Annotated in this window: 14 protein-coding genes; 1 reads left to right on the forward strand and 13 read right to left on the reverse strand. The window is 51.5% G+C overall.

Annotated elements, in window-relative coordinates; genetic code table 11:
• Nucleotides 1-83 precede the first annotated feature (83 nt).
• Nucleotides 84-287 (forward strand): DUF378 domain-containing protein, encoded by a 204-nt coding sequence (locus B5F07_RS11700; RefSeq protein ID WP_087161468.1) that lies wholly within the window; start codon nucleotides 84-86, stop codon nucleotides 285-287.
• A 117-nt stretch (nucleotides 288-404) separates the two neighbouring features.
• Here B5F07_RS11700 and B5F07_RS11705 read toward each other — a convergent pair whose 3' ends face one another.
• The 13 genes from B5F07_RS11705 to B5F07_RS11765 form a co-directional block, all read right to left on the reverse strand.
• Nucleotides 405-1,394, reverse strand: a complete 990-nt coding sequence (locus tag B5F07_RS11705) for a D-alanyl-D-alanine carboxypeptidase family protein (protein ID WP_087161545.1) — start codon at nucleotides 1,392-1,394, stop codon at nucleotides 405-407.
• Between the two features lie 106 nt (nucleotides 1,395-1,500).
• Entirely contained in the window at nucleotides 1,501-1,896 is a 396-nt protein-coding gene (locus tag B5F07_RS11710) for a methylglyoxal synthase (RefSeq protein ID WP_087161469.1), read from the reverse strand.
• Between the two features lie 16 nt (nucleotides 1,897-1,912).
• Nucleotides 1,913-3,055 (reverse strand): FtsW/RodA/SpoVE family cell cycle protein, encoded by a 1,143-nt coding sequence (locus B5F07_RS11715; RefSeq protein WP_442911414.1) that lies wholly within the window; start codon nucleotides 3,053-3,055, stop codon nucleotides 1,913-1,915.
• Complete coding sequence (locus tag B5F07_RS11720) at nucleotides 3,046-3,255, reverse strand: cell division topological specificity factor MinE (RefSeq protein WP_087161471.1); 210 nt, start codon at nucleotides 3,253-3,255, stop codon at nucleotides 3,046-3,048. The genes B5F07_RS11715 and B5F07_RS11720 overlap by 10 nt, the downstream gene beginning before the upstream one ends.
• Nucleotides 3,256-3,266: 11 nt before the next feature.
• Nucleotides 3,267-4,058 (reverse strand): septum site-determining protein MinD, encoded by a 792-nt coding sequence (gene minD / locus B5F07_RS11725; RefSeq protein WP_087161472.1) that lies wholly within the window; start codon nucleotides 4,056-4,058, stop codon nucleotides 3,267-3,269.
• Between the two features lie 48 nt (nucleotides 4,059-4,106).
• A complete protein-coding gene (locus B5F07_RS11730) occupies nucleotides 4,107-4,751 on the reverse strand; it encodes a septum site-determining protein MinC (RefSeq protein WP_087161473.1) in 645 nt (214 codons plus the stop codon).
• 46 nt (nucleotides 4,752-4,797) lie between these two features.
• Nucleotides 4,798-7,602, reverse strand: a complete 2,805-nt coding sequence (locus B5F07_RS11735; RefSeq protein ID WP_087161546.1) for a penicillin-binding transpeptidase domain-containing protein — start codon at nucleotides 7,600-7,602, stop codon at nucleotides 4,798-4,800.
• A gap of 40 nt (nucleotides 7,603-7,642) precedes the next feature.
• Nucleotides 7,643-8,176: a rod shape-determining protein MreD gene (gene mreD, locus B5F07_RS11740; RefSeq protein WP_087161474.1), complete on the reverse strand. Its 534-nt coding sequence runs from the start codon at nucleotides 8,174-8,176 to the stop codon at nucleotides 7,643-7,645.
• 14 nt (nucleotides 8,177-8,190) lie between these two features.
• Nucleotides 8,191-9,075 (reverse strand): rod shape-determining protein MreC, encoded by an 885-nt coding sequence (mreC, locus tag B5F07_RS11745; protein WP_087161475.1) that lies wholly within the window; start codon nucleotides 9,073-9,075, stop codon nucleotides 8,191-8,193.
• A 1-nt stretch (nucleotide 9,076) separates the two neighbouring features.
• Nucleotides 9,077-10,102 (reverse strand): rod shape-determining protein, encoded by a 1,026-nt coding sequence (locus B5F07_RS11750; RefSeq protein ID WP_087161476.1) that lies wholly within the window; start codon nucleotides 10,100-10,102, stop codon nucleotides 9,077-9,079.
• Nucleotides 10,103-10,127: 25 nt separating this feature from the next.
• A complete protein-coding gene (radC, locus tag B5F07_RS11755; RefSeq protein ID WP_087161477.1) occupies nucleotides 10,128-10,838 on the reverse strand; it encodes a RadC family protein in 711 nt (236 codons plus the stop codon).
• Nucleotides 10,839-11,090: 252 nt separating this feature from the next.
• Nucleotides 11,091-12,665: an NAD(P)/FAD-dependent oxidoreductase gene (locus B5F07_RS11760; RefSeq protein ID WP_087161478.1), complete on the reverse strand. Its 1,575-nt coding sequence runs from the start codon at nucleotides 12,663-12,665 to the stop codon at nucleotides 11,091-11,093.
• Nucleotides 12,658-13,914 carry an NAD(P)/FAD-dependent oxidoreductase gene (locus B5F07_RS11765; RefSeq protein ID WP_087161479.1) on the reverse strand — a complete coding sequence of 419 codons (1,257 nt, stop codon included), beginning with the start codon at nucleotides 13,912-13,914 and terminating at the stop codon, nucleotides 12,658-12,660. The genes B5F07_RS11760 and B5F07_RS11765 overlap by 8 nt, the downstream gene beginning before the upstream one ends.
• Nucleotides 13,915-13,941 lie beyond the last annotated feature (27 nt).

Consider the following 13,941-nt stretch of genomic DNA (forward strand, 5'->3'; position numbering starts at 1 on the left):
TAGACAGTATAACATTTCTTCATGTATATTTCCAGTTTTTACGGTAATAATAAAATCATTGACATGGAAAAGGAGGAAATAACATGAAATGGTTTGATTATACCGCTCTGACACTTGTTATCATCGGTGCTGTGAACTGGCTTCTGATCGGACTGTTCCGCTTCGATCTTGTGGCGTTCCTGTTCGGCGACCTGAGCTGGCTTTCCAGGATTGTCTACACGATCGTAGGGCTGTGTGGTCTGTACCTTATCAGCCTGTACGGCAGAATCAGAGGCATGTCAGAATAAAGGAGATCACATCTGCAAAAAAAGGATCACATCCGCAGGATGATCACAACAAAAGCCTTCCGCGCGGAAGGCTTTTGCATTTCCATTCATTCTCACCGGCTTATGCGTCACATAGTCTTATGCGCTGATTCCGGCTGTATAAAGACGGTTCATCGCTTCATACAGGGCGTTACGGCTGGAAGCCCCCATAATCACTGAAATATATGGATTCTCCTGAGAATCCACACAGTAAAGGATTACACAGTTGCGGGCGAGATCTGTCGTCCCTGTCTTGCCGCCCAGAACACGGATCCCATCGGGAGCCTGTACCTGTCCGGAAGAATAGTAATTGGACGCCTCCCATGTCTCCGTGCGCACTGTGCCGTCCGCGCCGGTCAGCGTGCCCTTATAGGATGTCATGGATATGATCTCGGCGAACCGCTCATCTTTCATAGCCGCATTGAACATCAGGTAGAGATCATATGCCGTCGTATAATGTTCCTCATCAGGAAGGCCGTGGGGATTGACGAAATGTGTTCCCGTCGCACCGAGCGCCCGGGCCTCCTTATTCATCAGCTCGACAAAAGCTTCCTCGCTTCCGGATATATGTTCGGCAATTGCAGTGGCGCAGTCATTTCCCGAATGAAGAAGCAGGCCGCATACCAGATCGTACAGTGTGATCTGATCACCTGTGCGAAGTCCGCACACAGAGGCATCCCACTCAAAATCAGTGGCATGCTCACTGACTGTGACGACATCCTCAAGGTTCCCGTATTTCAGCGCCAGATATCCTGTCAGAACTTTTGTCGTGCTGGCGGGATAGATCCGGTTGTACAGATGGTAACCGCATACTACGCTCCTGCTGTTCAGATTAAAAAGTCCGGCCGCATAAAAGGAAGCGTCATCCGCGAAGCCATCCAGCGCCACATCTTCTGTGGAAACACAGAGGTCGTCCGCAAAAAGAGTGCCTTCATAAAGGCTCCTGCTGTACTTCTCCGCCCCGTAAGCGGCCACGGTGTCACCTGATAATCCGGAAAACAGGAAAAATGCGGCAGAACCTGCTCCGATCAGAACGACAAGGGAGATCAGCACGGCTGCAATCCGCTGCTGTCTCCGTCTTTTTTTCATCAGCCGGCGCTTTCGGGCCGCCGCCCTGCTTCTGGCGGATGCGCCCCGGCCGGTATGTTCTCCCGGTCCCGTGTTCACGGAGACCCTGTTTACAGAAGTCCGGTTATTATTTGTACATTTCACGCCAGTCCAAATCTCCTCTGTCGAGTGCCAGAATCAGAGCTTCTGCCGTAGCAATGTTCGTGGCAATCGGAATATTATACATATCGCAAAGTTTTACAATATCGTTGACATCCGGTTCATGGGAACGCGGAGTAAGCGGATCACGGAAAAAAATCAGCAGATCGATGTTATTGTGTTCGATCTGGGAACCAAGCTGCTGTTTGCCGCCAAGGTGTCCGGGCAAAAATTTGTGAATGCTCAGGTTCGTGACATTTTCCACGAGAATTCCCGTTGTCTCTGTCGCATACAGTTCATGTTTGCTGAGTATTCCGCGGTATGCTATGCAAAAATTCTGCATCAGTTTCTTTTTCGCATCATGTGCTATTAATCCGATATTCATAGTCGCAACTCTCTCCTTACTGATATTTATTAGGCTGCAGGCCAACATTCAGTACGAACCCGATTCCCATAAAAAAGCATACAACGGAAGTCAGTCCATAACTTACAAAGGGAAGGGACAGACCTGTGTTTGGAAGGATCATGGTAGCCACGCCGATATTGATAAAACTCTGGATTCCTATCAGCGCGGCAACTCCGCCGCAGATAATCCGCCCTCCTGTATCTTTTGCTTTCAAACCAACCAAGATGCAGTCTATTATTATTAATAATAGCAAAAATATAACGACACAACAACCCACAAATCCTAATTCTTCACCAATAATTGCAAAAATAAAATCCGTCTGCGGTTCCAATACGAAATTTCCGTTTTTTACTGAGGTAGTGGCGTCGTTGTTGTATCCTTTCCCTGAGAGCTGTCCGGACCCGATCGCCATAACCGAGTTGAGCTGCTGGTAAGCAGTGTCATCCGCGTATTTCTCCGGTTCCAGCCATGCCAGAATACGCTCCTGCTGATAATCCTTGAGAAACGGCTGGTTGGGCTGTACGGCAATCACCAGGACAATGATAAAGGCAGGGATCGCTATGGCAAGAGCCGTGCCGATTACCTTGTAGCTCAGGCCTCCCAGGTAGAGCAGCGCGCAGAACAGAGCTGCAAGACATAGTGTGGTTGAGAGGTTCGGTTGGATAACGATCAGTGCCAGGGAAGGCAGAATCAGGGCGATGGCCTGGAGGATCGTCTTCGGGTCTTTGATTTTATGCTCCCGGTCCATCAGGAACTTGGCAAAGAACAGAATCATCAGAATCTTTGTCAGGTCTGATGGCTGGAACTGAAATCCGAAGAGTTCGATCCAACGCTTTGCATTGTTTGCAACCTTTCCAAGCGGAGTAAAGCGAACAACTACAAGAAGGATGATATTTACGACATAGATCAGCCAGTACAGTCCGAGCACCCACTTGTAATCAATCAGTGAAATTACAATCATGGCAACAACGCCAAGTCCGATTCCCATAATCTGTCTGGTCATGAGATCCGGGCGGGCGCTTCTCACCATAAAAACACCTATGGTTGAAAGTACAAGTACGAATGCAACAAGGCTGAATCGGTAATCTTTTAAATTGTAGCGCTGTTTTAGATTCTTTAAAATAAAATTCAATTTGATTCTCCTGTATATCTGATATGTATGTCAGTACGTGTTATCTCTATCCTGAAATCCTCCGGACGGATTTCCATGTATTTTGAGACGGTATTGTACAGGTCTTTTGAGAGCCTGTCCGCCGCATCAGGTGTACACTGTATTCTGTCGGATATGAGCAGATTCCGGAGCCGCTCTTTTGCAATGGAAACAGAAGGTACACTCATGGCGCTCCCTCCTAATTCCTGTGCAGGAGGCTGGAGATCTTCTCAAGGAATCCTTCCGGCCTGGTGAAGTCATTGATCGGAATCTCATCTCCGAGAAGCCTGCGGCAGATCCGCTCATATGCTGCTCCCGCAGCGGACTCCTCTCCTACTACCGGCTCTCCCTGGTTTGTGGCAATTACAACCTGTTCGTCATCCGGGATAACGCCGAGCAGTCCGATGGCAAGAATCTCCGTGACATCGTCAACGGTCATCATATCGCCCCGCTTTACCATATCCACCCGGAGGCGGTTGATAATCAGCTGATTCTGCCGGATCCCTGATGTCTCAAGGAGACCGATAATGCGGTCTGCGTCCCGGATGGCAGACACTTCCGGGGTGGTGACGATAATCGCCCGGTTCGCCCCGGCGATGGCATTCTGGAATCCCTGTTCAATGCCGGCGGGACAGTCGAGAAGGATAAAATCAAAGTCTCCTTTTAAGCCGTCAACCAGCTTTCTCATCTGCTCCGGAGAGACACTTGTCTTATCCCGCGTCTGGGCAGATGGGAGCAGATAGAGCTCCGGGAAACGCTTGTCCCGGATGAGCGCCTGCTTCAGCCTGCAGTTTCCCTCAATGACGTCCACAAGATTGTAGACAATCCGGTTTTCCAGTCCCATGACTACATCCAGATTCCGCAGTCCGAGATCCGTGTCGATCACTACGACCTTTTTCCCGAGCCGCGACAAACCAATGCCGATATTTGCTGTTGTCGTCGTCTTGCCGACGCCGCCTTTTCCTGAAGTAATGACAATAACTTCGCCCATGCTGTTTTTCCTCCTACATATATTGCAACGGCCTGCCCTCTTCTGCGGTCAGTCTACAAGCGGATCGAGGTAAATTCGTTTTCCGTCGATTACTGCGATCTTCGGACCGCTGATGTTCAGGCTTTCCTGATAGATAATCTGGCGTTTTGCCTCAATGTCACCGATCATGAGCTGCTTCGGCTGCATGGAAAGAGCTACGATGAACGCGTTCCTGTCTCCTGATGCGCCGGCGTGAACCGAACCGTAAAGAGCTCCTACGATGACAATATTTCCTTTGGCAGCCACCCTCGCACCGGGCTCCACATCGCCGAGAATCACGATGCTCGAGTCCGATTCAAGGATCTGTCTCCTCCTGAGAGTACCCCGGTAGAACTGACCCTCTTTTTTCTGAATGTTGGAGAGAGTCTGCTCGACGACGCTTTTGTACATTAATTCATTTTTTTCATTTTTCTCTATAATGCATACCACTTCGATATCGGTCGTGTCACTGATGATCTTTAAGATCCGTGCTTCTTCCGTCCGGCTGAGCGTCCGGCCGCTGAAGCTGACAGCCATCCGGGCGCCCTTGAAAAACTTCGAGGAGTCGCTGAATTTCCGGTTCAGTGCTTCCGTCAGTTCCAGAAACGGTACATCCGGATCAAGCTGTATATCCATACCGTAACGGCTGCTCCTGATCGTCACCAGTCTGTCCACTTTGCATTCCCCCTGTTTGTAATCCCGTTTTATAAAGTGCAGCGCATCAGTCTCCGGAAATCGCAGTACCCAGGTCGGCAGCCGTTCCTGTGATCAGCTCGCCTGCAAGATCCCGGTTGAAATAAATCCTTACAAGATCTCTCGCCACTTCCGCTGCATAGGAGGAAGTGTATCCGTAAGCGATACGGATTGCAATGGAGATTTCCGGGGAGTCTGACGGCGCGTAGCCGACAAACAGCGCGTGTGTGGAGCGGAGACTGCTCTGCTGTGCAGTACCTGTCTTACCGGACATGGAGATGCCGGATCCGGTAAAGGTCGATGAGTTAGCCACCATCCTCTGCATTCCCTCCTGGACGAGATCCCAGGTCGTCGAGCTGACTTCATCCATAGTGTTGATCACTTCCGCAGAGTAATCCTTGATCAGCTTTCCGTTGGAATCTGTCGTCTTGTCAATCAGGGTCAGATCATAGACGGTTCCGCGGTTTGCCACGGCTGTGACGTAGCGGTTGAGCTGGCTGACCGTGTAGTTGCTGTTGCCCTGGCCGATGGCAGAACGAACGGAGTCTTCTGTAGAAATCTGCGGCGAAGATTCGGAAATCTCCACACCCGATTTCTGTCCCAGACCGAACATCTCGGCATATTTTGCAAGTTTGTCGGTTCCGGTTTCGCTGTTGTAATTCCCGTTCTCATCAATCCCGAGACGGTAGCCCACTTCGTAGAAGAAGTTGTTGCAGGATACCTGCAGCGCCCGGGTAATATTCAGGCTTCCGTGCCCGCTGGGATAGATCCAGCATCTCGGGCTGGGCGTAACCTTTGTAAACGGGCCGTTGCAGCTTAAATATGTGCCGCCGTCGATCACGCCTTCCGTCAGTCCGGCAACGGATGTAACCATCTTAAAAGTAGAACCCGGAGCAGTCAGCTCCTGTGTGGCACGGTTGTAAAAGGTGTTTGCATCCCCTGTATTGAGCTGGGTATAATAAGCCGAATCCATCGTGTTGGCAAGTCTGTTGTTGTCATATCCCGGATAGGAAACACATGCCAGGACATCGCCGGTATTCGGATCGGTCAGTACCAGACCGCCGGAACACGGGTCAAGCGCCAGCTGGCCGGGTGTGATCTCGATATTATCAATCTTGCTGTACAGCCAGGAATAAGCGCTGACGCTTCCGTCAAGCAGGCCGTTGTATGCACTCTCATCCATGGGAAGGACGCCCTGCTCATAGGTGATCGCACAGATATAAGCTCCGCTGACACTTCCTGATTTTATAAGATATTCATAGAGAAGTTTGTCGAAATCACTATCCTCATTCAAATATTCCTGCAAATAATTTACAAGTGCCTGGTAAATCTCCTCCGAACTCGAATAGGAACTGTCGTCGATCAGTGATGTATCGATCCAGTTCTGGGTGATCGCATAGTTCAGGAATGTGTAAAGGCTGATGGATTCATCGCTGCGCCATGCCGTATAGGTCGGATCGCTTGTATCGATTCTGTCCGTCAGAAGCAGGCCGGTCTGGTCATCCAGAACGTCGTTTACAATATAGGACATATAAGCCTGCATCTCTTCTGACAGGTCCCTGTATGCGGATGCATCGGGATTCTGCATCTCCGAGAGGATAGCGGACAGAGTTGAAGTCTTTTTCTCCTGGAAAATGCCGTATACAGTGCGCTCTGCCGTCTGGGCGTCTGCACTGCCGAAATGGTCCATGTCGATGATCTCATTTGAGATAAAGCTGTTATAGGCATCTCCCACCGGGATGATAATATCGCTCTGGCTCTTGGCCTCCGCCGGATCGTAATCAAGCACATTGCGCAGTTTGTTCAGGATAATTCCCGCAAGCTTCTCCTCGAGCAGGTTATAGGCGTAGATCTGCAGATCTTTATCTATGGTAAGGTAGACGTCATTTCCGGCTTCCGGCTCTTTCCGGCTGACAGTATCGAGTATTTTACCGAGGTTGTCCACATAGAAGGTGGACTCGCCCTTTGTACCCTGGAGCACACTGTCCATAGTCTGCTCGATTCCGGTCTTTCCGACGATATCTGACAGGGAGTAGCGTTCCTTGTCCTCATCGCTTAAAGCATCGTACTCCGACTGGGATATCTGGCCGGTATAGCCGACGATCGATGCGAAATATTCTCCGTCCGGATATCGTCTCAGCGACTCCTCCGAAATGTCAACACCGGTAAGGGAATCCTTGTTTTCCATAATTGCCGCCGCAGTCTCATCGCTCACGTCCGAGGCAAGGGTGGTCCCCATGTACTGGCTGTAGCTGGTAAGGCTCATGGCATAGCGCATGTTGATCATCTTCAGGATATAGGCCGCATCATGGCTCTCCTGGTCCAGGTCATAGCGTTTCTCCGAACATAAATAATCAATGATCTCAGCTGCAGTCTGATTCTTCTGATCGGCAGACAGCTTGTCAATGGTTGCCAGCCCGTATACGTCTGCCACGAAACGGAGCCGCTGGGTCTCGCTGCGCTGGGTAAACTGGTACTCTCCGGAAGAGTTCAGCGTGATTCCGAATGAACTGATCACAGAGTCGCCATGGGATTCCACAATGGAGAGAACCTTGTCAAGAACGGCATTCAGAAGCTCGTTCTTGTCCTTCCCGCTGGGAATGCTGTCTTCGATCGTGACGGAATATGCCAGCTCATTGTATGCAATCAGGCTGCCGTTGCGGTCGTAGATGTTTCCTCGGGTGGCAGGTATCGTCGTAGTTCTCCGGATCTGCAGCTCGTAATTCTCCAGATAGTCTTCTCCCCGGATAATCTGCAGGTAGAACAGCCGTCCTATCAGAATGGAGGACGTAAGGCAGAAAACGACAATCAGCATTACAAGCCTGTTACGCATCAGGTATTCACCGGCTTCTTTGAAGCGGTCTAAAATTTCTCTAAACAAATTTGCTTGCACTCCTTTTTTCTTCTGCTTCAAGCTTCTGGTTGATAAAAAGGATCAACGGATAAAGCCCGAGTGTTATCACCAAAGTGTAGATGAGCTCCGGCAGGATAATCCTGTTTAAGTAATACAGAAAATTGAAATCACTTCTCAAAAGGAACTCAAGAAAATAAATAACAACCCCATAGATAAACTCACTGATAACAATCAGAAAGAGGGGAAGTTTGATATCCTCATCAAAGTACATCTGCTCAAACAGACCGTTGATAAATCCGATCAGCAGATAAATCAGGGCATAGAAGCCGATTATATCCCCGAACTGGATATCGACGAACAGGCCGGAAAAAAATCCGACCAGCATCCCCTCACGGGATCCTCTCATAAATCCGAAAGCAGCTGTGACAATAATCAGCAGGTTGGGCCGGATTCCCGCCAGCTCCAGGAAGGAAAACACCGTACACTGGAGCAAATAGGCGGTAAGAAGAATGACGGCGGTCACAGCGAACCGCTTGATTTTTAATGCTTTCATGAAAAGCTCCTCTCCTATTCTCCTGAAGCATCGCCGGAGGTCCCTTCACCGGTAAGCTCCGCCTTGGTTGTGGTGATGACGAGTACCTCCTGGATGTTCTTGAAGTCCACCGCCGGAATAATATAACCGGAACGGGTCAGGTTATTGGAATCTACATTGACTTCACTGACATATCCGATCAGGATTCCCTGCAGATACTTGTCACTGATATATGATGTGACGATCTGATCGCCTACTGCAACCGTATTATCGTTGTTCTCCATCTGTTCAAAGCGGATCTGCCCCTCGCTCATAAGCGAGAGATCGCCGCTGACGATACAGCGGTCCGATGTGGACAGAACCATACCGCTGACATTGCTGGAATCGTCAATGATGGAGCGGACTTTCGCCCAGGTAGGCCCCACATCAACGACAATTCCGACAAGGCCGCTTCCGGCCATTACATTCATATCTACCTCAATACCGTCATTGCTTCCCTTGTCAATCGTAAAGGTGCTGAACCAGTTGTTGGAGTCACTGCCGATTACATGGGCCGCGGTCTTTTCATAGTCTGCGTAATTCTGGTCCAGCTTATAGAGCTCCTGAAGACGCTCATATTCATACTGCTGCTCCTGGAGGTAATTATTTTCCGAGATCAGGCTGTCCACCTGCTCCTGAAGCTGTTCATTCTCTGCCCGCAAGTCCTGCATGGTAGCAAAGTTCTCCGTAATATCACTCAGCCAGATGCCGATCTGGTTAATCCCCTGCTGAAGGGGAATGACCGTGACATTTGCAACAGCCCGGAACGGGCCTCCGACCCGGTCTGAAAATGAGGACAAAACCATCATAAAAATGCAGAAAACAGAAAGACCGATCAGGATATATCTGTTTACGACGGATTTCTGATTTTTCTTTTTCATATTATCTCAACCACCTGTAATCTTCGTCCAACATGGAATAGGTCAGACGCCTGTAATATGTTTTGTTCTGAATAATTTTCTGCAGCCCCCTGACAACACAGAGTTCAGGGGATGGCACTGTCAACACCGGAAGTCCGATGCTCTCTTCCAGGTATGTAGACAGCCCCTTCAGATTGCCGATGCCGCCGGTCAGGCAGATCCCGTTTGCCTCTATTCCTCTCCTTACATCAGGAGGAGTCCGGTCAAGCATGGATCTGATCGCGTGGACACAGTCCTCCAGCGGCTCCTTCATGGCGGCGCGCACAAGACTGATGGGAACGTCCGTCTGTGAGGGAACGCCGGTGATCAGATCTCTTCCTGCAACGGTAAGCCTGCTGTCCGTAGACTGGTCAAACACTCCGAATTCCCGCCGGAGCCGTTCTGCCGTAAGCCTTCCGATCAGAAAATCCCTGTTGTGCCGCACCAGTCCGGCGATGGCAGAGTCAAAATGCTCCCCGCCCGTCTTGACCAGGCGGTTCATTACCATACCGCCGGAAGAAAGAACGGAAAGCTCTGTCGTCCCGCCCCCGAAATTAGCGATAAAGACGCCCTTTTCATTCATGATATCGATGCCGAAACCGATGGCGTCCGCCAGTCCTCTCTCCACGATGCGCACGGATTTCGCCCGTGCCTCCGAGTGGAAGACAAGATCATAAAAAGCTTTCTTTTCCACCTCGGTCACATCTGTGGGTACAGCGATCACATATTCGGATCCGCGCACAAAGTGCCGGTCCGTCTTCAGCAGTGTTCCCAGAAGATACTGCATATCGTCGAAATGAGCGATCACCCCGTTCTTCATCGGAAAAACCACCTGGATATTGTCCGGCGCTTTCTCATACATCTCATAGGCTTCGTCGCCTACGGAAAAAATATACCTTTTGTCCTTCATGGCGATTACGTTCTTTTCCCGCCATATACTGTCCTTTTTTTTGTCAAATATCTTTATTTCATATGTTCCCAAATCCAGTCCGTAAACATTCCTGGCCATAAATCTGATTCCATCCCCTTAGAAACTACTTGTCGGGCCCTGTGTTCAAAAAGCCCTTTTCCCTCATGCTGACAAAACAGTTATCCCCGATTACAATATGATCCAGCAGCTCCACGCCGATCAGCCGTCCGGCTTCAAGCACCCGGCGCGTGATGAGAACATCCTCTTTGCTCGGTGTGGGATCTCCGCTTGGATGATTGTGCAGCAGGATAATAAAGACCGCGCCCCGCTGCAGCGCCTCCACAAAAAGTTCACGCGGCGAAATCAGCGCCATATCCACCGTACCGGTAGAAACGTCGCTCTCCCCGATCAGCCGTGCCTTTGCATTGAGGAGAAGAAGTCTGAGAACCTCCCTGTCCCTGTGGCGCAGATCTTCCATATAGTAGCGGGCAATTGTCTCAGGCGCGGAAAAATTAAGCCCCTCCGATGCTGCGGCTTTCGCCATTCTCTTGGAAAGCTCTGCCAGACAGAGGATCTGGACAGCTTTCACTTTCCCGATTCCTTTCACCTGCATCAGACTTTCCCGGTTCCACTTGTGGAGGCTTAGCACGCCCTCCCCGGTGAAACCTGTGTGCAGAAGCCGCTGGGCGAGCTGTATCGAATTCTCGCCTCTTGTTCCGGTCCGAAGAAGAACCGCCAACAGTTCCACATCCGTGAGATTCTCCGCTCCATACTCTTCACATTTTTCATAAGGCCGCTCTTCGCGGTACATTTCCTTGATCGTATTGCTCTTCATATTCTATTTTATCACTGCGACGAAACAATACAACGATTAATTTTAGCACAGAATAAAAGACATGTATAGAGAACGAATCTTAATTTTTTGTGAAAAAAGCCATGCGCCCCCAAAACAGAACGCCGGATATATGCTCGCATATATCCGGAGATTCTGTTTTGGGGGCATACGGCGCAGCCGTAAAGCCCGGGCGTGCGGAGCGCGGTCGGGCTTTGTGCATGGCTGGACGGATCCGATATCTGATGTCCTTCTCTATATGCAAAATCTCCGGATCACCGCCTCCGCCGTCTTCAGTCCGTCCATCGCCGCCGAGGTGATTCCGCCGGCGTATCCGGCGCCCTCGCCGCAGGGATAGATCCAGGAAATTTCGGAGGTGAAGTTTTCATTTCGCAGAATCCGAACCGGGGAGGAAGTCCGGCTCTCCACACCGGACAGCAGGGCGTCATCGTCGGCAAAGCCGTGGATCTTCCGGTCCATGGCGGTGATCCCTTCCTCCAGTGATTCCGCAAGTTCCGGCGGAAAGATACCTCTCACATCGCCGAAAGTATATGAGCCTTTGATGCAGGGATGAATGTGCCCGAAAGAGGTGCTGATCCGGTTTTCCCGGAAATCTTCAAAGCGCTGGACCGGTACGTTTCCATTTCCCGCCTTCCATGCCCGCTCCTCCAGGGCGCGCTGAAAGCTCACTCCGGCGAGGGGACCGTCTGCTCCGTAATCTTCCGGTGTCACGGTGACGATTACCGCGCTGTTGGCATTTACTCCTGCCCGGTCATGATAGCTCATGCCGTTGACTGCAAGCCGGTGTTCTTCGGAGGAAGCGTTTACCACATAGCCTCCGGGACACATACAGAAGGTGTAGACTCCTCTCCCGCTCTTCGTGTGTTCCGTCAGTTTATAGGCGGCTGCCGGCAGATTTCCCCGTTCTGCGCGCCCGTACTGGGAGTGGTCGATCAGGCTCTGGGGATGCTCCACGCGCACGCCCACAGCGAAAGCCTTGGGTTCCATGGGGAATCCGCGGCGGTGCAGCATTTCAAAGGTATCCCGCGCACTGTGCCCGACAGCCAGGACTGCTGCCCGGGCCCGGACCTTTTCGGTTCCGTTGATGACCAGGAACTGCTCTTCGGGAAGAATGTCCGTGACCTGGCTGTGAAAGCGGAAGGTACCGCCCAGGCGGATGATCTCCCTGCGCATTGCCTCCACCACCTGGATCAGGATATCCGTGCCGATGTGCGGTTTCTGGTCATAAAGAATTTCCGGAGGCGCGCCGAAAGCGACAAAGGTCTCCAGTACGAACCGGTTCCGGCCGCGGGAATCCTTGACCAGTGTGTTCAGCTTGCCGTCAGAAAAAGTGCCTGCGCCTCCCTCTCCGAACTGTACGTTGGATGCAGGATTGAGAACGCCCGTCTCCCAGAATTTCTCCACATCCGCCCGGCGTTCCTGAACCGGGGCTCCCCGCTCAATCACAACGGGGCAGTATCCTTCCCTGGCCAGCAGGTAGGCGCAGAACAGTCCGGCAGGACCGCTTCCGATCACGGCAGTGATCCCCTCTCCGTCTTCCGTGCCATGTTCCGGTGCGGAATAGGGGATATCTTTTACAATACTGACCTTCTCTCCTGCCCTCTTTTTTACAGCCGGTTCATTTTTCACTTCCACATCCACGGTATAGACATAGAACAGCTCCGGCTTTTTCCGGGCGTCCAGGGAGCGTTTGCGGATCCGGATGCAGGTCAGGTCGCCGCTGTTTATATGAAGTGTTTTCACGATTTTTTTGCGGAGCTGTTCCTCCGTGTGCTCCGCCGGGAGCTTGAGCTGACTGATTCTAAGCATGGGCTGCCTCCTCTCCTGCCCGGTGTCCGCTGGACCATGCCCACTGCAGGTTGTATCCTCCGCACATGCCGTCCACGTCGAGGATCTCGCCGGCAAAGTACAGACCGGGGACAAGCAGGGATTCCAGCGTATCCGGGTTCACTTCCGCGGTGTCCACTCCGCCGCAGCAGACCTGCGCCTGCTCGAAGGAATTGGTGCGCAGGACGGTTACGCGGAACTGTTTGACCAGGCGGACAAGGGTTTCGATCTCATCCTCTGTCAGCTTCTCCACCGTCTTTGTGCGGGGGATCCCGGAGAGGCGGATCCACAGGTCAGAGAGCTTCTTGTGGAACAGACCGGTGAAAAACTGCTCCAGTGTTTTATCCGGGCGCATGCGGATGCGGCTCTTTAAAAACTGCGCAAATTGTTCCTGCGTATGATCCGGCATGAAATCAAGCCGGACAGTCACCTCTTCTTTTTCGTAAAGGGCGCGGGATACGAAACGGCTCACCTGGAATACCGGTATTCCGGAGATCCCGTAATCGGTCAGCTGGATTTCCCCGCGGTCCGAAGCCAGAAGTTCCTCCCCGGCAAAGACGGACACTTTTCCGTCTGCCCGGACACCGGCAATGCTTTTGAAGAAATTTTCTCTGCATCTGAGCTGTACAAGAGCCGGAAGCACAGGGATCAGATGATGTCCCAGCTTTTTTGCAAGGGAGTATCCGGACCCGTCCGATCCGGAGGAAGGAGCGGCTTTGGAACCGGCACAGAGAATGACCCGGTCGGTGAAAAATGACTCCTTATCTGTTCGCACGGAAAAGCCCGCAGAATCTTCCTGCGATGAATGTTTTCCCCGGGACGGATGCACCGGACGGATCTCCAGGCACTCCTGTTCTGTGCGCACATCCACATTGAGACGGGAAAGCTCCATGCGAAGCACGTCCAGTACTGCGGACGCCTGGTCGGAATTGGGGTAAAGGTATCCGTTCCTGTTTTTGGAATATATGCCCAGCTTCAGAAAAAATGCAATGGTATCCTGGGCACTGAACTTCTGAATAATCCCCCAGGGAAAAAGCGGATCCTCCGACCGGTAACAGAGGGACTCCTGGTGGATGTTGGTGAAGTTGCAGCGGCCGTTCCCGGTGGAGAGGATCTTCTTTCCCACTCTTGCATTGTGTTCGAGAAGGATCACCCTCACTCCGCATTCCGCCGCTGTGATGGCTGCCATCATACCGGAGGCTCCGCCTCCGACAACAGTAACTGTTCTCATAATCTGACTCCTGTCTTTTTTTTAACG

The sequence above is a fragment of the Lachnoclostridium sp. An169 genome (genome assembly GCF_002160525.1).
Taxonomy (GTDB): domain Bacteria; phylum Bacillota; class Clostridia; order Lachnospirales; family Lachnospiraceae; genus Mediterraneibacter; species Mediterraneibacter cottocaccae.

Excerpts from the sequence above, each read along its gene's own strand:
- radC (WP_087161477.1), bottom strand. The coding sequence starts at position 10,838 with ATGAAGAGCAATACGATCAAGGAAATGTACCGCGAAGAGCGGCCTTAT.
- B5F07_RS11760 (WP_087161478.1), bottom strand. The coding sequence starts at position 12,665 with ATGCTTAGAATCAGTCAGCTCAAGCTCCCGGCGGAGCACACGGAGGAA.
- B5F07_RS11705 (WP_087161545.1), bottom strand. The coding sequence starts at position 1,394 with ATGAAAAAAAGACGGAGACAGCAGCGGATTGCAGCCGTGCTGATCTCC.
- B5F07_RS11735 (WP_087161546.1), bottom strand. The coding sequence starts at position 7,602 with ATGCGTAACAGGCTTGTAATGCTGATTGTCGTTTTCTGCCTTACGTCC.
- B5F07_RS11750 (WP_087161476.1), bottom strand. The coding sequence starts at position 10,102 with ATGGCCAGGAATGTTTACGGACTGGATTTGGGAACATATGAAATAAAG.
- B5F07_RS11765 (WP_087161479.1), bottom strand. The coding sequence starts at position 13,914 with ATGAGAACAGTTACTGTTGTCGGAGGCGGAGCCTCCGGTATGATGGCA.
- B5F07_RS11700 (WP_087161468.1), top strand. The coding sequence starts at position 84 with ATGAAATGGTTTGATTATACCGCTCTGACACTTGTTATCATCGGTGCT.
- mreD (WP_087161474.1), bottom strand. The coding sequence starts at position 8,176 with ATGAAAGCATTAAAAATCAAGCGGTTCGCTGTGACCGCCGTCATTCTT.
- B5F07_RS11710 (WP_087161469.1), bottom strand. The coding sequence starts at position 1,896 with ATGAATATCGGATTAATAGCACATGATGCGAAAAAGAAACTGATGCAG.
- B5F07_RS11720 (WP_087161471.1), bottom strand. The coding sequence starts at position 3,255 with ATGAGTGTACCTTCTGTTTCCATTGCAAAAGAGCGGCTCCGGAATCTG.
- mreC (WP_087161475.1), bottom strand. The coding sequence starts at position 9,075 with ATGAAAAAGAAAAATCAGAAATCCGTCGTAAACAGATATATCCTGATC.
- minD (WP_087161472.1), bottom strand. The coding sequence starts at position 4,058 with ATGGGCGAAGTTATTGTCATTACTTCAGGAAAAGGCGGCGTCGGCAAG.